This is a genomic window from Streptomyces sp. NPDC059828, from assembly GCF_042731955.1.
Lineage (GTDB): Bacteria > Actinomycetota > Actinomycetes > Streptomycetales > Streptomycetaceae > Streptomyces.
On sequence record NZ_JBHWIW010000026.1, the window covers coordinates 1 to 18,714 of the forward strand.

General features: G+C 71.2%; 13 protein-coding genes. 4 read left to right on the plus strand and 9 right to left on the minus strand.

Annotated elements, in window-relative coordinates; all coding sequences use genetic code 11:
- Window positions 1–38: 38 nt before the first annotated feature.
- From sucD to ACFV6V_RS17495, 7 genes are all read right to left on the minus strand, one after another.
- Window positions 39–923 carry a succinate--CoA ligase subunit alpha gene (gene sucD, locus ACFV6V_RS17465; protein ID WP_385565505.1) on the minus strand — a complete coding sequence of 295 codons (885 nt, stop codon included), beginning with the start codon at window positions 921–923 and terminating at the stop codon, window positions 39–41.
- Between the two features lie 25 nt (window positions 924–948).
- The gene (gene sucC, locus ACFV6V_RS17470; protein ID WP_385565508.1) at window positions 949–2,127 is read right to left on the minus strand and encodes an ADP-forming succinate--CoA ligase subunit beta; all 1,179 of its coding nucleotides are present in this window, start codon (window positions 2,125–2,127) and stop codon (window positions 949–951) included.
- 363 nt (window positions 2,128–2,490) lie between these two features.
- Window positions 2,491–3,321, minus strand: a complete 831-nt coding sequence (locus tag ACFV6V_RS17475) for a hypothetical protein (RefSeq protein ID WP_385565511.1) — start codon at window positions 3,319–3,321, stop codon at window positions 2,491–2,493.
- 87 nt (window positions 3,322–3,408) lie between these two features.
- Entirely contained in the window at window positions 3,409–4,317 is a 909-nt protein-coding gene (locus ACFV6V_RS17480) for a hypothetical protein (protein WP_385565513.1), read from the minus strand.
- A 121-nt stretch (window positions 4,318–4,438) separates the two neighbouring features.
- A complete protein-coding gene (locus ACFV6V_RS17485; RefSeq protein ID WP_385565516.1) occupies window positions 4,439–5,623 on the minus strand; it encodes a VWA domain-containing protein in 1,185 nt (394 codons plus the stop codon).
- Window positions 5,620–7,983 (minus strand): DUF5682 family protein, encoded by a 2,364-nt coding sequence (locus ACFV6V_RS17490; RefSeq protein WP_385565518.1) that lies wholly within the window; start codon window positions 7,981–7,983, stop codon window positions 5,620–5,622. Before ACFV6V_RS17490 ends, ACFV6V_RS17485 begins: the two co-directional genes overlap by 4 nt.
- Window positions 7,980–9,092 carry an AAA family ATPase gene (locus ACFV6V_RS17495; RefSeq protein WP_385565521.1) on the minus strand — a complete coding sequence of 371 codons (1,113 nt, stop codon included), beginning with the start codon at window positions 9,090–9,092 and terminating at the stop codon, window positions 7,980–7,982. Before ACFV6V_RS17495 ends, ACFV6V_RS17490 begins: the two co-directional genes overlap by 4 nt.
- A 231-nt stretch (window positions 9,093–9,323) precedes the next feature.
- Here ACFV6V_RS17495 and ACFV6V_RS17500 point away from each other — a divergent pair, with 231 nt between their 5' ends.
- Together ACFV6V_RS17500 and ACFV6V_RS17505 are read left to right on the plus strand one after the other, a co-directional pair.
- Window positions 9,324–10,697 carry an SWIM zinc finger family protein gene (locus tag ACFV6V_RS17500; RefSeq protein ID WP_385565523.1) on the plus strand — a complete coding sequence of 458 codons (1,374 nt, stop codon included), beginning with the start codon at window positions 9,324–9,326 and terminating at the stop codon, window positions 10,695–10,697.
- A gap of 164 nt (window positions 10,698–10,861) precedes the next feature.
- The gene (locus tag ACFV6V_RS17505; protein WP_385565526.1) at window positions 10,862–12,499 is read left to right on the plus strand and encodes a DUF5691 domain-containing protein; all 1,638 of its coding nucleotides are present in this window, start codon (window positions 10,862–10,864) and stop codon (window positions 12,497–12,499) included.
- Window positions 12,500–12,646: 147 nt separating this feature from the next.
- Here ACFV6V_RS17505 and ACFV6V_RS17510 read toward each other — a convergent pair whose 3' ends face one another.
- Window positions 12,647–13,060 carry a cobalamin B12-binding domain-containing protein gene (locus ACFV6V_RS17510; protein WP_385565528.1) on the minus strand — a complete coding sequence of 138 codons (414 nt, stop codon included), beginning with the start codon at window positions 13,058–13,060 and terminating at the stop codon, window positions 12,647–12,649.
- Window positions 13,061–13,434: 374 nt separating this feature from the next.
- On the opposite strand from ACFV6V_RS17510, the gene ACFV6V_RS17515 reads away from it, so the two are divergent.
- Window positions 13,435–14,334, plus strand: coding sequence for an esterase/lipase family protein (locus ACFV6V_RS17515; protein WP_385565531.1), 900 nt, complete (start codon window positions 13,435–13,437; stop codon window positions 14,332–14,334).
- Window positions 14,335–14,561: 227 nt separating this feature from the next.
- Entirely contained in the window at window positions 14,562–16,124 is a 1,563-nt protein-coding gene (locus ACFV6V_RS17520) for a M23 family metallopeptidase (RefSeq protein ID WP_385565533.1), read from the plus strand.
- A 102-nt stretch (window positions 16,125–16,226) separates the two neighbouring features.
- Here the strand turns inward: ACFV6V_RS17520 and pcrA are convergent, their stop codons facing one another.
- The gene (pcrA, locus tag ACFV6V_RS17525) at window positions 16,227–18,704 is read right to left on the minus strand and encodes a DNA helicase PcrA (protein WP_385565536.1); all 2,478 of its coding nucleotides are present in this window, start codon (window positions 18,702–18,704) and stop codon (window positions 16,227–16,229) included.
- Window positions 18,705–18,714: the final 10 nt, after the last annotated feature.

The window sequence follows — 18,714 nt, forward strand, 5'->3', positions numbered from 1 at the left end:
CTCCCGGGGTGCGGGCCCTCGCCTCAGGCAGAGGTGGCTCAGCCCGCGAGGATCTCGCGCGCCAGCTTGGCCGTCTCGGTCGGCGTCTTGCCGACCTTCACGCCGGCGGCCTCCAGGGCCTCCTGCTTCGCCTGGGCGGTGCCGGAGGAGCCGGAGACGATGGCGCCGGCGTGACCCATGGTCTTGCCCTCGGGGGCGGTGAAGCCCGCGACGTAGCCGACGACCGGCTTGGTGACGTTCGCCTTGATGAAGTCGGCGGCACGCTCCTCGGCGTCGCCGCCGATCTCGCCGATCATCACGATCAGGTCGGTGTCGGGGTCGGCCTCGAAGGCGGCCAGGGCGTCGATGTGGGTGGTGCCGATGATCGGGTCACCGCCGATGCCGACGCAGGAGCTGAAGCCGATGTCCCGCAGCTCGTACATCATCTGGTAGGTCAGCGTGCCCGACTTGGACACGAGACCGATGCGGCCGGGCTTGGTGATGTCGGCCGGGATGATGCCCGCGTTCGACTGACCGGGGGTGATCAGACCCGGGCAGTTCGGGCCGATGATCCGGGTCTTGTTGCCCTTGGCGCCCGCGTACGCCCAGAACTGGGCGGTGTCGTGGACGGCGACGCCCTCGGTGATGACGACCGCGAGGCCGATCTCGGCGTCGATCGCCTCGATCACGGCGTCCTTGGTGAACTTCTCCGGGACGAAGATGACCGTGACGTCGGCGCCGGTCTTCTCGACGGCCTCAGCGACGGAGCCGAAGACCGGGATCTCGGTGCCGTCGAAGTCGACCGTGGTGCCCGCCTTGCGCGGGTTCACGCCACCGACGATGTTCGTGCCGGAAGCCAGCATGCGCTTGGTGTGCTTCTGGCCCTCGGAGCCGGTCATGCCCTGGACGATGACCTTGGATTCCTTGGTGAGGAAGATAGCCATGGTGAGTCTGTGACCTCGTCCCTTGTTACTTGGCCGCAGCCAGCTCGGCGGCCTTGTCGGCCGCGCCGTCCATGGTGTCCACACGCTGCACGAGCGGGTGGTTGCGGTCGTCCAGGATCTGACGACCCAGCTCCGCGTTGTTGCCGTCGAGCCTCACGACCAGCGGCTTCGTCACGGCCTCGCCCTTGGACTCGAGGAGCTCCAGGGCCTGCACGATGCCGTTGGCGACCGCGTCACACGCGGTGATGCCACCGAAGACGTTGACGAACACGGACTTGACGTCCGGGTCGCCGAGGATGATCTCCAGGCCGTTCGCCATGACCTCGGCGGAGGCGCCACCACCGATGTCGAGGAAGTTGGCCGGCTTGACGCCCGCGTGCTTCTCACCGGCGTACGCGACGACGTCGAGGGTCGACATGACCAGACCCGCGCCGTTGCCGATGATGCCGACCTCGCCGTCGAGCTTGACGTAGTTGAGGCCCTTGGCCTTGGCAGCGGCCTCGAGCGGGTTGGCCGCGGCCTTGTCCTCGAGCTCGGCGTGGTCGGCGTGGCGGAACTCGGCGTTGGCGTCCAGGGACACCTTGCCGTCGAGGGCGATGACACGGCCGTCGGCGACCTTGGCCAGCGGGTTCACCTCGACGAGGAGGGCGTCCTCCGCGACGAAGGTCTTCCACAGGGTCACGAGGATCTCGGCGACCTGCTCGGCCACCTCGGCCGGGAACTTCGCCGCCTCGACGATCTCGCGGGCCTTCGCCAGGTCCACGCCGTCGTTGGCGTCGACCGGGATCTTGGCGAGCTTCTCGGGCGTCGTCGCCGCGACTTCCTCGATGTCCATGCCGCCCGCGACCGAGGCCATGGCCAGGAAGGTGCGGTTGGTGCGGTCGAGGAGGTACGAGACGTAGTACTCCTCGGCGATCTCGGGAGCCGTCTCGGCGATCATCACCTTGTGGACCGTGTGGCCCTTGATGTCCATGCCGAGGATGTCCGTGGCGCGGGCGACGGCCTCGTCCGGCGTGCCGGCCAGCTTGACGCCACCGGCCTTGCCGCGGCCGCCCACCTTCACCTGGGCCTTCACCACCGAACGGCCACCCAGTCGCTCGGTCGCCTCGCGCGCCGCCTCAGGCGTGTCGATGACTTCACCGGCCAGCACCGGTACACCGTGCTTGGCGAAGAGGTCCCTCGCCTGGTACTCGAACAGGTCCACGCGCGTCCGTCCCTTTGCTTCTAATCGTCGCAGTTGTGATTCGCGGTTCGTTGTCTGCGTGGGCGTGCCGCGAAGGGCAACGTGACTGCGCTGTCACTAGGGAGGCGTACACGGTGGCCGGTACGCGGCATGTCCGTCTCGCAGAGTATCCCCGTGGGCCGTGGGTCCCTAAATCGCAGATCACAGAGCGGCGGTGATACCGGTCACAGATAGCGCACGTGGCGGAACTGTGCGGTTACAGGACGCATCCGGCCGGGGTACGGAACGGGCGGTCCCCACCCCAATGGGGACCGCCCGCAATGCCCGCAGCGCTTGGGGGGACGGGCATCCGCCGATCGCCCGCCCCAGGTCAGCGGTCCCGGCTCAGATGCCCTGGGCCAGGTACTGGGTGACGCCGTCGGCGTAACTCGGGGTGATCACGGTGGCCGCGCCCTGGGCACCGGAGACCGCGTGCGCCGCGACCGGAGTGGCGGTGACCGTGCCGGTCAGGTCCTGGGCGAAGGGCCGCACCTCGCCGGTCACACCGTCCGCGAAGGTGCCGGCGGAACCGCCGACACCGTGGACGACCGGCTGGACCTGGTCGGCGACGGTCTCGACGACCGGTGCGACCGCCCCGGCCACCCCACCGGCGAAGGGCGTCACCCCGGCGGCGACGCCGCCCGCGAAGGGGGACACGTCTCCGACGACATCCGTGGCGAGACCACCGGCGTCGCCGACCGCCTGGCCGGCGACCGGGACGACACTGTCCACGGAGCGGTCGGCGATCGGGGGCAGGGCGTCCTGCGCGGTCTCGTCCACGACGGGAGCGGCGGCACGGGCGGTGTGGGCCGGGGCCTGCTCGAGCTCCGGGGCGAACGCGGACAGCGGGCCGAACAGGTAGTCGACCTCGGTGTCGGCGGCGGGCAGACCGGACTCGGCGTACTGACGGGCCTGGTCCGCGGTCGACTCGGCGGTCGCCACGGCGGCGTCCTGGGTGACGCCCTTCGCGGTGGCCTTGGCCGTACTGGTGGCGGCGGACACGGCCGGCGTGGCCGCGAGGTCTGCGGCCTCGTCCTGGGCCACTCCGGCGGCCTGGTCCGGCGTGGACAGGGAGAGGGAGGGCAGCTCGTCCGCGCTGGCGGCGGCCGTACCGATGGCCCACATACCGGCTGCACCGGCGGCGACGGCTATGGAACGGCGGATGTTCTTGTTCATGTTCGGGTGTTTCCTTCGGATTCCGAGAGTCGGGCAGACCTGCTCCGCCCCCGCGCGGCAGGTCTCAGGCGGGAGGAACGGCCTGCCCTATCCGGGGAATTCGAGGATGTCGCGGTGGCGCTCCCGCGGCCCGGCGCCACGGGCCGGCTGCCGGGATCCGGGTATGCGGGCACACGAAGCGGTCCGTGAGAACCACACGCCCTTCGGATCGACCACGCGCTGTATGTGCCCGTCACCGGCGGTCTGGAGTACGGCGCTTCCACCCGGCACGCCCGGTACGTGGCCGGGCGCCGGCGGAAGCCCCCCGCCGCGCCCGCTGAATGCGGCGGCCAGGGGTGCCCGGTGCTGCCCCGGGGTCATGTCCGGCGACTGCGGGGAAGGCGCGGTGAGCGCACCGTCCGCGGTGGAGGGCCCTTCGGGAGTCGGGTGCTGCCCGAGTACGGCAGCGGGCAGAGCCGCGGTGATCTGAGCGGGGGCGGGGAAAGCGACGGGAACAGCCGTGGGTATGTCCTGCCCGCCACCGGGCCATCGCACGGAAGAGGCGGGCAACGGCCGCTCGGGCACGCTCTGGACCGTCGTCTGCACGGCGGCGGTCACGGCCCGCCCAAGGGGCTCGGCGAGCTGCTCGCCCACCGGGTCGACGATCCGCTCGGCGACCGGCGCGGCGGCACGCTTCACGACCGGCTCGACGGCGGCCACGTCCGCCCCACTTGCCACCGGCTCCCTCACACGCCCAGCCGTCGACTTCACCGGCTCCACCGGATTCACCGGATTCACCGGCGCTGCCGTCGGCGCCCCATCGAGCCCGTCCGTCGCATCGTCCGCGACGACGCGCTCCAGCGAGCTCTCCGCGCCCGGCCATTCCGCCGCCTGCGCCTGACCACCGAGGACCAGCCCCAGCGCCAGCAGTCCGGCGACGAACAGCAACACCTGTACCGCGCGCACCGCGTGCCGCCGAACCACCACGCGCACACGGCGCACGGCGGCTGGGAGCACTAGGGGCAGTGCAGCGGTCGAAGACACAGCGGGCAAGCCTTCTCTGGTAGCGGAGGATGACCCTCCGGTGGCAATGGGCATGATGCTCGCATGGGACTCCGGGGGTCACGCAAGTCCCTTGTTACTGATGAGTCGCCATGTCCGGTATGGGCAGCGGCCTCTTCTCGATCGCGGCGGCCATGACCTCGGGGAACAGGTCGGGGGTGCAGGCGAAGGCCGGTGCGCCCAGAGCGGCCAGTGCCGCCGCGTGCTCCCGGTCGTACGCGGGTGTGCCTTCGTCGGAGAGCGCGAGCAGGGCGACGAACTGCACCCCGGATGCCTTCATCGCCGCCACCCGCTTGAGCATCTCGTCCCGTATGCCACCTTCGTAGAGGTCGCTGATCAGGACGACGACGGTGTCCGCGGGCCGGGTGATCTGCGACTGGCAATAGGCCAGCGCGCGGTTGATGTCGGTTCCGCCGCCGAGCTGGGTGCCGAACAGCACGTCGACCGGGTCGGCCAGCTGGTCCGTCAGATCCACGACCGCCGTGTCGAAGACGACAAGCCGGGTCGCGATCGAACGCATCGACGCGAGCACCGCGCCGAACACCGAGGCGTACACCACGGACGCCGCCATCGAACCGGACTGGTCGATGCACAGCACGACATCCTTCTTCACGGACTGCGCGGCGCGCCCGTAGCCGATGAGCCGCTCGGGAACGACCGTGCGGTGCTCCGGCAGGTAGTTCTTCAGGTTCGCCCGGATCGTGCGGTCCCAGTCGATGTCCCTGTGGCGCGGCCGGTTGACACGGGCGCTGCGGTCCAGCGCACCGGTGAGGGTCGCACGGGTGCGGGTGGCCAGCCGCTTCTCCAGGTCCTCGACGACCTTGCGCACCACTGCCCGGGCCGTTTCCTTCGTCGTCTCGGGCATGGCTTTGTTGAGGGAGAGCAGCGTGCCGACGAGATGCACATCGGCCTCGACCGCCTCCAGCATCTCGGGTTCCAGCAGCAGGGTGCTGAGGCCGAGCCGGTCGATCGCGTCGCGCTGCATGACCTGGACGACGGAGCTCGGGAAGTACGTACGGATGTCCCCGAGCCACCGCGCCACGTTGGGAGCCGAGCCGTCGAGACCGGCCGAACGCTTGCCGGTGCCGCGCTCCTGGCGGTTCCCCCTGTCGTAGAGGGCGCCCAGCGCCGCGTCCATGCCGACGTCCGTACCACCCAGGGTGCAGCCGGTGCCGTCGGCCGCCCCGCCGCCGAGCACGAGCCGCCAGCGCCTGAGCCGCTCGTCACCGGCCGCCATCGCGCCGGCTGCTGCCGTGGTCATACGTGTTCCCCCTCCAGGATCAGCCTCAGTACGGGCAGCACGGAATCGGCCCGTGCCTCGTCGATTCCGGCGCCGAAACCGGGCACTCCGGACTCCCCCGCGGTCGGCGCCGTGCCCGGCGCCGCCGGTCCGCGGCGCACCAGTTCGCCGAGGGTGCGCCGGACACCGGGCTCATACGCCGAGAACGTGCGCCGCAGCAGCGGCAGTACGTCCGTGAACGCGTCGCCGGGGACAGACACCAGCCAGGCGTCGACCAGTCCGAGCAGCCGCTCGTCGTGGACGAGGAGCATGCCCCCGCCCGCCGTGCCGCCGACGAAGCCCTCGATCCAGGCGGCGGCATCGACGGGCGGGGTGCCGGGCGAGAGGGCGAGGCCCATCAGCCGCGCCGCTTCGTCCTCTTCGAGACGGCCGTCGTCCAGCAGCAGCCGTGCCGCGCGCCCCCGAATCACCCCGGGCACGGTGTCGCGCACCGCCAGCTTGCGCAGCACCTCCGTCCAGCGGGCGCTCAGCTCCTCACTCTCCGGCAGCAGGCCGACAGCGGTGTGGACACCGTCGAGGTGGCCGCGCATCTCGGCGGCGCCGTCCGCGTCGAGTCCCACGCAGGCGGGCGGCAGACCGACGCATATCCGCTCGGCGAGGCCGGTCGCCACCTCCCCGAGTGCGGCCGTGTCGGTGGACCGCACATCCCCGTAGCGCAGGGAGCGGGCAAGCGCGGGAAGGGCCTGGGCGAGATGACCCACATCCGCGTCCAGCGCCGCCCGGTCCGCGAGTGCCTTCATCACCACCGGGAGGGCGTCGGGCAGTTCGGCCAGGAGACAGCGCTCGGCCAGGGCGGTCACTTCGGCGAGCGCGGTCACCGAAGCGGCGTCCGACTCCGCACGGGCGGTGGCCGCGGCGAGCACCGTGGTCCCCCAGATCCCCGCCTCGGCGACCTTGACGAACAACTCGGGCTCCCAGCGCAGCCGCCAGGTCTCCCGGAAGGTGCCGGTGGAGCCCCGGCCTGCCGCAGGGGCGCCCCAGTCGACGCTCAGGAGTCGCAGCCGGTGCAGCAGCCGGCTGCGGCCGGAATCGGTCTCCTTGCGCAGATCGAGCTCCAGCTCCCGCTCCAGCAGCTCGGGTTTGAGCCGCAGGCTGCGCTGGAGGCGGGCCAGATCGCGCTGGAGCGGGACGGCGGGTGCGGACTCCGGGACCTCACCCAGCACATCACCGATGATCAGCCGGTCCCGGACGAGCTCCAGAGGCACTTCGGAGCCGTCGCACATCACAGCCCGTATGGCGTCGGTCGTCTCGCTCAGCCCGGCGAGCGGGCGGCCCCGCATCGCGGCCAGGGTGTCGGCGAGCCGTACGGCCTCGATGACATGCGCCGACGAGACGAACCGGTCCTCGTCCCTGAGCAGTCCCGCGACCTTGGTCATCCAGCGCTCGACAGGACGGTCCGGGGCGCCGAACAGGTGCGCGTACCAGCCAGGTGAGTCGATTCCCGCGCCGTAGCCCGTGCGGCGGGCGAGCCTGCGGTGGGTCCAGGGCACCCAGGTGGTCTCCGTCTTCACTTTGGGCAGGCCCTTCAGCAGGGCGCGGTCCGCGGTGACCGTGGACTTCGTGGTGAGTGCGGGGACGTGCCAGGCACCGCAGACGACGGCGACCTCATGTCCGAACTCCTTGCGTGCCGCGTACAGCTGGACCCGCATATGGGCCTCGCGCACGAGGTCGCGGTCCCGCCCGCCGTGCCCGTACTCCTCGCGCAGGGCGGCCATGGCCTCCCCGAGCACCGCGAACGGTGCGAACGGGTCGGCCACGGCGCCCCCACCGCGGTGCTCGATCACGTCCTCCCACCAGCGCTCCGGGTCGTCGTACCCGGCGGCATCGGCGAGAACCGCGAGTGGATCGATCCGCAGCGCCGCCTCATCCGTGCTGCCCGGATGGGCCTCGTCCTCGTCGCCCCAGGTGGGGTCCGAGGCGGCAGCCAGCGAATGGGCCGCGGGCAGGTCGATGAAGCGGACCGGCACCTCGTGCGCCAGGGCCCAGCGGATGGCGACCCACTCCGGTGAGAAAGCGGCCATCGGCCAGAAGGCGGCGCGTCCCGGATCGTCCACGGCGTGGGCGAGCAGGGCGACGGGCGGGACCATGGACTCGTCGGCGGCGAGCGGCAGGAGGGAGTCACCCTCCGGCGGCCCCTCGATCAGCACCGCGCGGGGCATGGCGGCGTCGAGCGCCGCCCGCACGGCCCGCGCCGAACCCGGCCCGTGGTGCCGCACCCCCAGCACCAGGGGCTCTCGCCCCTGCCACCGCTTCTCCCCTCCAGGAGCGGTGACAGGGGCGGTCCCGGCGCCGTGCCCCGCCGTGGTGACGGCTGTCGTCATGCGCTCACCTCGCGGCAGGCACGGTAGAAGTCCTTCCAGCCGTCCCGTTCACGTACGACCGTCTCCAGATACTCCTGCCAGATGACACGGTCCGCCGCGGGATCGCGGACCACCGCTCCGAGAATGCCCGCCGCCACATCGCCGGACCGCAGCACTCCGTCCCCGAAGTGGGAGGCGAGTGCGAGGCCGTTGGTGACGACGGAGATCGCCTCGGCCGTGGAGAGCGTCCCCGAAGGCGACTTGAGCTTGGTGCGGCCGTCGGCGGTCATCCCGTCGCGCAGTTCACGGAATACCGTGACGACACGGCGGATCTCCTCGATGCCCTCCGGCACGGCAGGCAGATCGAGCGAGCGGCCTATCTGGTCGACACGCCGGGAGACGATGCCGACCTCGTCGTCCGCGGTGGCGGGCAGCGGCAGCACCACGGTGTTGAACCGGCGGCGCAGCGCACTCGACAGATCATTGACCCCGCGGTCCCGGTCGTTGGCCGTGGCGATGAGGTTGAAACCACCGACCGCCTGGACCTCCTGCCCCAGCTCGGGGATGGGCAGGGTCTTCTCCGAAAGGATCGTGATGAGCGTGTCCTGAACGTCCGCGGGAATGCGGGTGAGCTCCTCGACCCGGGCGGTCATGCCCTCGGACATCGCCCGCATCACCGGGCTGGGCACGAGCGCGTCCCGGCTCGGACCGTGGGCGAGCAGCTGGGCGTAGTTCCACCCGTAGCGGATGGCTTCCTCCGGTGTGCCCGCCGTGCCCTGGACCAGCAGGGTGGAGTCTCCGCTGACGGCCGCCGCGAGATGCTCGGAGACCCAGGTCTTGGCGGTGCCGGGCACACCGAGCAGCAGCAGCGCGCGGTCGGTGGCGAGCGTGGTGACGGCCACCTCGACGATCCGGCGCGGTCCCACGTACTTCGGCGTGATCACGGTCCCGTCGGGCAGGGTACCGCCGAGCAGATACGTGGCCACGGCCCACGGCGACAGCCGCCAGCGGGCCGGCCGCGGCCGGTCGTCGGCCGCGGCGAGGGCCTTGAGCTCGTCGGCGAAGGCGTCTTCGGCATGTGGCCGCAGGACCTCGGTGTCTGCGTCGGCACGGTTTTCGGGCATGGACATGTATCCCCCTCCAGATCGTTCGACCGGATGTGATTCCACCGTGCACCACGCCACTGACAATCGGGCCGCTTCCGCGGACCACGGCCGAAGTCGGCTGTGTGTGGGGCAGGTTGAGGGGTCTGCGGCGGGGCGGCGTTGCGGCCGCCGGGATCCTCGTCTCGACGGGCCTCACCGGGCCGGTGAATCCGCTGGTCAGCGCGATTGTCAGTGGGGCGCCTTAGCGTCGTTGCCATGAATCAGCAGGGGGTGCGCTGGACGGCTGAGCAGGTGCTGGCTCTGGCTCCTGACGCGGCGTCACGCAAGACGGGAAGCAAACTCGGCACGGCCGGTCCGTGGTCGGGCACGGGCTGCGATACGTCCGGCGCCGTCTGGGGTCTGTGCAAGGGAAGCGGCAGCAGGCCGTATCAGACGATCATCGATGTCGCGGGCGCCACCGGCGCCACCGGGCCCGCGTACAAGTGCAGTTGCCCGAGCCGCAAGTTCCCGTGCAAGCACGCGCTGGGACTGCTGCTGCTCTGGTCGGGAGACGAGGCCGCGGTCGCGGAAGGGGAGGTGCCGGACTGGGTCGGCGAATGGCTGTCGGGGCGGCGCATGCGCGCCGCAAAGAAACAGGAGCAGGGTGCGGACGGCGGGCAGTCCGCGCAGCCCGCGGACCCGGAGGCCGCACGGCGCCGGGCCGACCGCCGGGCAGCCCGGATCACCGCCGGGACGACGGAGCTGGAGCAGCGGCTGGCCGACGTGCTGCGCGGCGGGCTGGCCCCCGCCGAGCAGGCCGGATACGGACTGTGGGAGGAGACGGCCGCCCGCATGGTCGACGCCCAGGCGCCCGGACTCGCCGCGCGGGTACGCGAGTTGGGAGCCGTTCCGGGCTCCGGACCCGGCTGGCCGGTGCGGTTGCTCGAGGAGTGCTCGCTGATCCACCTGCTCGACCGGGCCTGGCTGGAGCGTGAGCGCCTGCCGGAACCACTGGCGGTGACCGTGCGCACCAGGGTCGGGCTGAACTCCCCGCCAGAAGGCCCCGCGGTCAGGGACGACTGGCTGGTGCTCGCCCAGTACGACACCTCCGACGGCAAGATCACCACCCGCCGCATATGGCTGCACGGCCGGGAGACCGGGCGCCCGGCGCTGCTCCTCGCCTACGGCGCCGCCGGACGGGCGCCCCAACTGGCGCTGCCGGTGGGGCTGATGATCGACGCCGAGCTGTTGCCGTACGGAGGTGCGGGACAGCTGCGCGCCGACATCGGCAGGCAGTACGGGCCCCCGGCCCCGATCACCGCACGCCCACCGGGGAGCACCGTGGTGGAAGGGCTTGCCGCCTACGGCACGGCCCTGAGCCAGGACCCATGGCTGGACTCCTGGCCGTGCACGCTGTCCGACGTGGTCCCGGTGCCGGGAGACGAGGGCTGGCAACTGTCCGACACCGATGGCCGCTCAGCGCTGCCCATCACCGCGACCGCGCTGTCCCGCCCCGCTCTGTGGAGGCTCGCCGCACTGTCCGGTGGCGGCCCCGTCACGGTCTTCGGCGAACTCGGCCACCGGGGCTTCGCGCCGCTGGCCGCCTGGTCGGAGGAGACCGCCGAGACGGTCTCGCTCACGGGCGAGTGAGCCGAGTGGGGACTCTCCGAAGGTATGGGCACGGGTGCCCGCTCGGAGCTGCCCGTGACGCGTCGGGGGTCCTCGGCCGCGGCCAAGCGGAGAGCCGGGCCCCAGGCACCGACCACACGCCCCCGTCCAAACGCCGACTCGCATGACGCACCACGGAGGACCAGATGACCGGCACCACCCGCACCACGGACTGGGAAGAGCTCGTCACCTCGGCTCTTCTCGGCACCGATCGGCGGCCACCGCCCGCCGCCGTACTGACTCCCGGAAAAGACGCGGCGACGGCGCTACTGGACGTGGCGGCACTGCACACCGTGCGGCGCCGGGCCGGGCTGACACCGGCTGCGGCGCGGCCGCTTCCGGAGCCCGCACCGCAGGATCCCCGGCCCTCGCTGCCGGAGGCCGCCCGGCGGCGGCTCACCGGGCTGCTGGCCGATCGCGCGGCGCACACGGGCTCCGGAGGCCGTCGCGGTGCGGCCCCGGATCTGACGGAGCTGCTGCCGCAATGGCTGGCCGCCGCCAATGAGAAGGGGTATCGCGCACCCGCTTCCGCGCTGCCCGCACTGCTCGAGGCGGCGCGCGCCCGCACCGATCTGCGCCCTGCGGCGCTGCGCTTCGCCGGAGCGCGCGGGCTGTGGCTCGCCCGGCTGAACAGCGACTGGAAGTTCGCGCTGCGCGGGGCCTGGGGATCCGCCGCGGCGAGCGGCCCAGGGGGAGGCGCCGCGCTGCCGGCACCGGACGACGCGATCGGCGTGCGGAAGCTGTGGGACGAGGGCCTCTTCGCGGAACGCGTGGCCGTCCTCACTTCCGTACGAGCGCACGATCCCGCGGCGGCACTCGCCCTGCTGTCCGGGACCTGGTCGACCGAGCGGGCCGAGGACCGCCTGATGTTCCTGGACTCGCTGCGCACGGGTCTGTCCGACGCGGACGAGCCCTTCCTGGAGCTGGCGCTGTCCGACCGGAGCCGCAATGTCCGGACCACCGCTGCCGAGCTGCTGTCGGGGCTGCCGCACTCCGCGCTCGCTGGGCGGATGGCCGAGCGGGCGGCCACCTGCATAGCCCTGGACCGGTCCGGGAGCACGGCCACGATCGCCGTGGAGGCACCGCACGAATGCGATGCAGCGATGCAGCGCGACGGCATCGCGCCCGTACCCCCTTCGGGCCGCGGCGAACGATCATGGTGGCTCGGGCAGTTGGTCGAGTCCGCTCCGCTGACGATCTGGCCGCGCCGGCTCGGGGGACGTACGCCCGAGGAGATCGTGACCCTGCCCGTCACCGACGGCTGGGGCGATGAGCTGCACGCGGCCTGGTGCCGGGCGGCGGTGCGCCAGCAGGACCCGCAATGGTCCCGCGCGCTCCTCGGCACACCCGCCGCACCGCCCGCGAGCGGCCCCGGCACCTCGTCCCTGGCGGAGCGGGCGAAGCTCCTGGCGGCCCTGTCGGAGCGGGAGCGGGCCGACTGGGTCGCGGCGTTCATATCCGCGCACGGCCTGTCGGAGGCGTTCCAGCTGCTCGGTGTCTGCGCGGTGCCCTGGGCCGAGCCGCTGGGCCGCGCTGTGGTGGACGCGCTCGACATCGCCCGCGACGCGGGCAGCTACCCCTGGAGCTTCAGCGGAGTGATGGGCCTCGCCGAACGCTGCCTGGATCCCGGGGAAGCGGCCCGCCTGGATCTGCTGACGGCCACACCGGACGAGCCGGAAGGGGCATCCCCGGGGGCGGGAGGCTACTGGTCGGAGGCCTTCCAGCGCCTGGTCTCCACCCTGCGGCTGCGGGCGGTGATGCACGCCGAGCTGGCTCGGGAATAGCCCTGCTCCGGGTCACCGGGTGCCCGGCACCGGACGTGGGCACGTACGGCGCGGGGCAGGCGGACGGGCGGACGCGACGAGGGCAGGACGGCGACCGCCGCGGCCTCGATGGCGGGATGGCTGTCGGCAGCCGGCCCTCGGCAGGAGTCAGGCGTCGGCCGGATGGCGGACGTTTGCGTTGACCCATTCGACGATGGAGGACGTCGTGGCACCCGGTGTGAAGATCGCAGCCACGCCCTTCTCCTTGAGCGGGGGGATGTCCTCCTCCGGGATGATGCCGCCGCCGAAGACCTTGATGTCCTCGGCGTCCCGCTCCTTCAGCAGCTCAAGGACCTTGGCGAAGAGCGTGTTGTGGGCGCCGGACAGGATGGACAGGCCGATCGCGTCGGCGTCCTCCTGGATCGCGGTGTCCACGATCTGTTCCGGGGTCTGGTGAAGCCCGGTGTAGATGACCTCCATACCGGCATCGCGCAGCGCTCGTGCGATCACCTTCGCGCCGCGATCGTGGCCGTCGAGACCCGGCTTGGCCACCACCACGCGGATCGGACCGGTCACACCCATCACTGCCTCCACATCCCGGCTGTGCCGCCATTGGCACGAACCCCGCGCCCCGCGCCGGACAGCACCGGGGAGGTGAACGAACGTTATCTACAGCATCCCGCAACCGCTCGTTTCACGGTGGACAGCGAGGGGGAAATCACACGTGGGACATATTCGCCACGCGCCGCACCCGGACTCGTACCGGTCGGTCCGCAGTCGTCCGCGACCGGGCCACACACGTCAGGGGCCGGGCGAGCGCGCCAGGGGAGCCGTCAGAGGACCGCCTCAGTGCCGAGCCGCAGCCGCGTGCCCGGGGTGAGGCGGCGCGTCGGCAACCCCACGAGGGCATACGGGGGACGGAGCCGTCGACCCGCGCGCCATTCGGGAGGTCGGCCATGGGGTTGCTGCCGCTCTTGCGCTTCGGACATTTCCGGCTGCCCATGGCGCTGCTGCGCGCCACCGCCCTTGAGCTGGCGATCCTCGCCGGGCATCTCGTGCTGTATCCGTCAGGCATCAGCCAGGAGCGGCCGGGCCGTCCCGGGCGCGGGAGCCCCGGCGGCTCTGGTGGCCCTGGCGCGGTCGAATCCGGATGCGCCTCGCCGGAGACAAGTGCGCTGCCCACGCCAGCTGCCGCCGCATTCCCCCCGGCCGTCCTCCTCCACGGCTTCATCGACAACCGTTCCGTGTTCGTCCTTCTGCGCCGCCACCTCGCCCGTGAGGGACGGCGGCCCATCGAGTCGCTCAACTACTCACCGCTGACCTGTGACATACGGAGTGCCGCCGAGCTGCTGGGCCGCCATGTCGAGGAGGTCTGCACCCGCACCGGCCGGCCCGAGGTCGATATCGTCGGACACAGCCTCGGAGGACTGATCGCCCGCTACTACGTCCAGCGGCTCGGCGGCGACCGCCGGGTCCGCACGCTGGTCACTCTCGGCACCCCCCATTCGGGCACGAGTGTCGTCCCGCTCGCGAGCGCTCACCCTCTCGTGCGCCAAATGCGCCCCGGCTCCGATGTGGTGGAGGAACTGAGACTGCCCGCTCCCGGCTGCCGCACGCGCTTCGTCAGTTTCTGGAGCGACCTCGACCAACTGATGGTGCCGCTCGAAACAGCCTGCATCGACCACCCTGATCTACAGGTGCGGAACATACGCGTCAGCGGTATCGGCCATCTCGCCCTCCCTGTGCACCCGGCCGTCGCGGCGATCATCCGCGAGGTGCTCGAGCCGTCGGAGAGAGGCACCGTGCCGGGGGCGGTAGCGGCATCGGGAGCGTCCGGGGTGGTGTCCGTGGCCTGAGGCCCGGCACCCCAACGGCCTTCGAACAATCATCGAACGTAAGGCCAAAGCTCTTCCTTCACCTCGTCGAAAGACGGCCGAATGCCCGTTTCCCGCCTACCCAAAACCAACGGAAGATTGTCGGCGTCGCATACTGCCGGGTACAGTCGCGCCCACTGCGTTCCTCGGGTCCCCCACCGCGGGTGACTCCGGATCCTGGTCCTGCTGCCGAGGCGAGAGAGAAGTTGGTGAACGACCAGCACCCCGACGCCGGGTATGACTCCTACGCCGCCGGCAGCTTCGACACCGACCCGCTCTTCGGCGCCCTTCCCGGCGGCTACGCCTACGACGCAGCGGCCGCCGGAAGCAGCGGCCAGTACGACAACACGCAGTGGCAGTCGGCGACGACGGCGTACGACAGCTACGCCGCCGCCGAGGGACACCAGCAGCAGTACGACACCACCGGCCAGTGGGACGCCAACGCCTGGAACCAGACGGGGCAGTTCGAGACCACCGCGGCAGCTTTCGCCTATGACGGGACGGGCCAGTGGCCCGCGGCGGGCGGATACAGCACCCCGGCCTATGAAACCGGCACATACGACGCGACGGCCTGGAACTCGGGCGCGGACACCGGAGCCGGCCTGGGCTCCGAACAGGCCGCCGACGCCTACCAGACCCAGGTCCAGGCTCAGACGCAGTACCTCGAATACAGCGAGTACAGCGAGTACGCGGCGCATACCGACTACGCGGCGCATACCGAGCACGCTGGATACACCGAGCACGCCGAATACACAGCGGACAGCGCTTATACCGCGGACGGCGAATACTCCGAGCACACCGGCTACTACGCCGAGCCCGTGACGCTGCCCGAACAGTTCTCCCCCGAGGACGAGTTCCCGGCGGGGTCCGACCATCCCGCGGCCGAGTCCGGCACCGAGGACCCCACCCCGGAAGCCGACGACCAGAGCTTCGAGTACGACGACGAGGCCGAGTTCGTCGCCACGGCCAGGACGATGGCCGCCCCGGCGATCTCCATCCCGGCACCCCGCCCCGCCCGCCGCGGTGGCACCCGTGGCCGCCGCCGCACCCCGGCCAAGCGTTCCGCCATGCTCACCGTGGCCGTCCCCTCCGCCTGCGTCATGGGTGTCGCCGGCGTGGCAGCGGCGTCGGTGGGCGGGCTCTCCGGGGGTGAGGAGGGCAGCGGCAAGACCACGGTCGCGGCCGCCGATCCGACATCGGTGCAGTCGGTCCCGGCCAACTCCAAGCTCGACACCCAGCTCGCCGCGCTGAGCGCCGACGCCCGCGACTTCGGCGACCGCGCCAGCCGCACCCAGGAGCGAATCGACCTCAAGGCGCGCCAGGAGGCGGACCGCAAGAAGCGCGAGGCGGAAGCCGCCCGCCGCGAGGCGCTGCGCCCCAAGTTCGCCCTTCCCGTCAGCCAGCACGGGCTCAGCGCCTACTTCGGTCAGGCAGGCGTCAACTGGATGTCCATGCACACCGGTATCGACTTCCCCGTCTCCTACGGGACGCAGGTGAAGGCTGCCACCGACGGCACGGTGCGCACCCAGTGGAACAGCGCCTACGGCAACATGGCCATCGTCACGGCCGCCGACGGCACGGAGACCTGGTACTGCCACCTCAGCAGCACCAAGATCCGCTCAGGATCGGTCAAGGCTGGTGACGTGATCGCCTTCTCCGGCAACTCGGGCAATTCCACCGGCCCGCATCTGCACTTCGAGGTACGACCGGGCGGGGGTTCCGCGATAAACCCGCTGTCGTGGCTGCGCGGCCACGGCCTCGACCCGACCTGATCCGGCGTAGACGTAGGCGGACGCACGAAGCTCCGGACGGCTCTCCGCCTCCGCTCCTCTCCGCCCCTTCGGGGTGCGGCTTCACCGCACCCCGGCTCCTCGCTACAGCTTCTCGACCGGCGCGTATCGCAGCAGCAGCCGCTTCGGCTTGGTGTCCCCGAAGTCGATCGTCGCCTGGGCGTCCGCTCCCAGTCCCGTCACCGCCATCACCGTGCCGAGACCGAACTGGTCGTGCGTCACCCGGTCTCCGACCACCAGCGCGATGACCGGCTTGTCGGCAGCCCGCCTGGTCGCGAAGCCCGAGGGGCCGGAACGCGACCGGGACGAGGAGAGCGAGGAAGTGATCCCCGAGACCGGACCCGCCGGGGCGGCCATCGGTCCCGTCCGCTTCCACTCCAGATGCGCGTCAGGGATCTCCTCAAGGAAACGCGAGGGCGGGTTGTACGAGGGCTGGCCCCAGGCGCTGCGCATCGACGAGCGGGTCAGATAGAGCCGCTCACGGGCGCGGGTGATACCCACATACGCCAGCCGCCGCTCCTCCTCCAGCTCCTTGGCCTGGCCGAGCGCCCGCATGTGCGGGAAGACGCCGTCCTCCATGCCGGTGAGGAACACGACCGGGAACTCCAGGCCCTTCGCCGTGTGCAGCGTCATGAGGGTGATGACTCCACTGCCCTCATCGTCCTCGTCCGGGATCTGGTCGGAGTCGGCGACGAGCGCCACCTGCTCCAGGAACTCGGCGAGCGTGCCGGAACCCTCGTCGGCTCCCCGCTCCTGCTCGAATTCGAGGGCGACCGCCGCGAGCTCCTGGAGGTTCTCGATACGGGTTTCGTCCTGCGGGTCGGTGGATGCCTGGAGCTCGGCGAGATAACCGGTGCGCTCCAGCACCGCCTCGAGGACGGTGGCCGGGCCCGCGCCCGACTCGACGATCGTGCGCAGCTCCTCCATCAGCGTGTTGAAGCGCTTCACGGCGTTGGCCGAACGGGCCGCCATGCCGTACGCCTCGTCCACGCGCCGCAGCGCCTGCGGGAAGGTGATCTTCTCTCGCAGCGCGAGGGCGTCGATCATCGCCTCGGCGCGATCGCCGATACCCCGCTTGGGGACGTTGAGGATGCGGCGCAGCGGGACGTTGTCCTCGGGGTTGGCGAGAACTCGCAGATAGGCGAGGACGTCCCGGACTTCCTTGCGCTCGTAGAAGCGCACCCCGCCGACGACCTTGTAGGGCAGGCCGACACGGATGAAGATCTCCTCGAAGACACGGGACTGGGCGTTGGTCCGGTAGAAGACGGCGACATCGCCCGCCTTGGCCTCGCCCGCGTCGGTCAGCCGGTCGATCTCGTCGGCGACGAACTGTGCCTCGTCGTGCTCGGTGTCGGCGACATAGCCGGTGATCTGCGCTCCGGCGCCCGCGTTCGTCCAGAGGTTCTTGGGACGACGGCTCTCGTTGCGCTCGATGACGGCGTTGGCGGCGGAGAGGATCGTCTGGGTGGAACGGTAGTTCTGCTCCAGCAGGATCGTGGTGGCGTCCGGATAGTCCTCCTCGAACTGGAGGATGTTGCGGATCGTGGCGCCGCGGAAGGCGTAGATCGACTGGTCGGCGTCACCGACGACGCACAGCTCGGCGGCCGGCAGGTCCTCGTATCCCTCGCCGACCAGCTCACGCACCAGGGTGTACTGGGCGTGGTTGGTGTCCTGGTACTCGTCCACCAGGACATGCCGGAAGCGGCGCCGGTAGTGCTCGGCCACGTCCGGGAACGCCTGGAGGAGATGGACGGTGGTCATGATGATGTCGTCGAAGTCCAGGGCGTTGGCCTCGCGCAGCCGCGCCTGGTACATCCGGTACGCCTCGGCCAGCGTCTTCTCGAAGCCTCCCCCGGAGCCTCCGGCCTGGGAGCCGCCCCCGGCCACCTGATCGGCGAACGCCTCCTCGTCGATCAGCTCGTTCTTGAGGTTCGAGATCTTGGCGCTGAACGACTTCGGTGGGAACTTCTTCGGGTCGAGGTCGAGATCGCGGCAGACCAGGGCCATCAGCCGCTTCGAGTCGGCGGCGTCGTAGATCGAGAACGACGAGGTGAAGCCGAGCTTCTTGCTCTCGCGGCGCAGGATGCGGACGCAGGCGCTGTGGAAGGTGGAGACCCACATCGCGTTGGCGCGGGGGCCGACGAGCTGCTCGACCCGCTCCTTCATCTCGCCCGCGGCCTTGTTGGTGAACGTGATGGCCAGTATCTGCCCTGGGTGGACATTGCGGGTCGCCAGCAAGTGGGCGATCCGATGGGTCAGCACCCGGGTCTTTCCGGAACCGGCTCCGGCCACGATGAGCAGCGGCGAGCCGGTGTGGACGACGGCGGCGCCCTGCTGTTCGTTCAGGCCTTCCAGCAGCGCGGCGGGGTCCACGGCCGGGCGTGGCACACCGCTGCGGTAGTACTCGTCCCTGGTCGGGGGCACGTCGAAGCGACCCCCGAAGAGGTCGTGAGGGACGTCCTCGGCGGGGGCGTGCTCGTCGGGCTCCGGAGGCGGGGGCTCCTCCGAGGCCGCGGAGCGCTGGAGGCCGGCCAGGAAGCTGTCGTCAAAGAGGCTGCTCATCGCTCTACGA

Excerpts from the sequence above, each read along its gene's own strand:
- sucD (WP_385565505.1), bottom strand. The coding sequence starts at position 923 with ATGGCTATCTTCCTCACCAAGGAATCCAAGGTCATCGTCCAGGGCATG.
- ACFV6V_RS17475 (WP_385565511.1), bottom strand. The coding sequence starts at position 3,321 with ATGAACAAGAACATCCGCCGTTCCATAGCCGTCGCCGCCGGTGCAGCC.
- ACFV6V_RS17485 (WP_385565516.1), bottom strand. The coding sequence starts at position 5,623 with ATGACCACGGCAGCAGCCGGCGCGATGGCGGCCGGTGACGAGCGGCTC.
- ACFV6V_RS17490 (WP_385565518.1), bottom strand. The coding sequence starts at position 7,983 with ATGACGACAGCCGTCACCACGGCGGGGCACGGCGCCGGGACCGCCCCT.
- ACFV6V_RS17495 (WP_385565521.1), bottom strand. The coding sequence starts at position 9,092 with ATGTCCATGCCCGAAAACCGTGCCGACGCAGACACCGAGGTCCTGCGG.
- ACFV6V_RS17500 (WP_385565523.1), top strand. The coding sequence starts at position 9,324 with ATGAATCAGCAGGGGGTGCGCTGGACGGCTGAGCAGGTGCTGGCTCTG.
- ACFV6V_RS17505 (WP_385565526.1), top strand. The coding sequence starts at position 10,862 with ATGACCGGCACCACCCGCACCACGGACTGGGAAGAGCTCGTCACCTCG.
- ACFV6V_RS17510 (WP_385565528.1), bottom strand. The coding sequence starts at position 13,060 with ATGGGTGTGACCGGTCCGATCCGCGTGGTGGTGGCCAAGCCGGGTCTC.
- ACFV6V_RS17515 (WP_385565531.1), top strand. The coding sequence starts at position 13,435 with ATGGGGTTGCTGCCGCTCTTGCGCTTCGGACATTTCCGGCTGCCCATG.
- pcrA (WP_385565536.1), bottom strand. The coding sequence starts at position 18,704 with ATGAGCAGCCTCTTTGACGACAGCTTCCTGGCCGGCCTCCAGCGCTCC.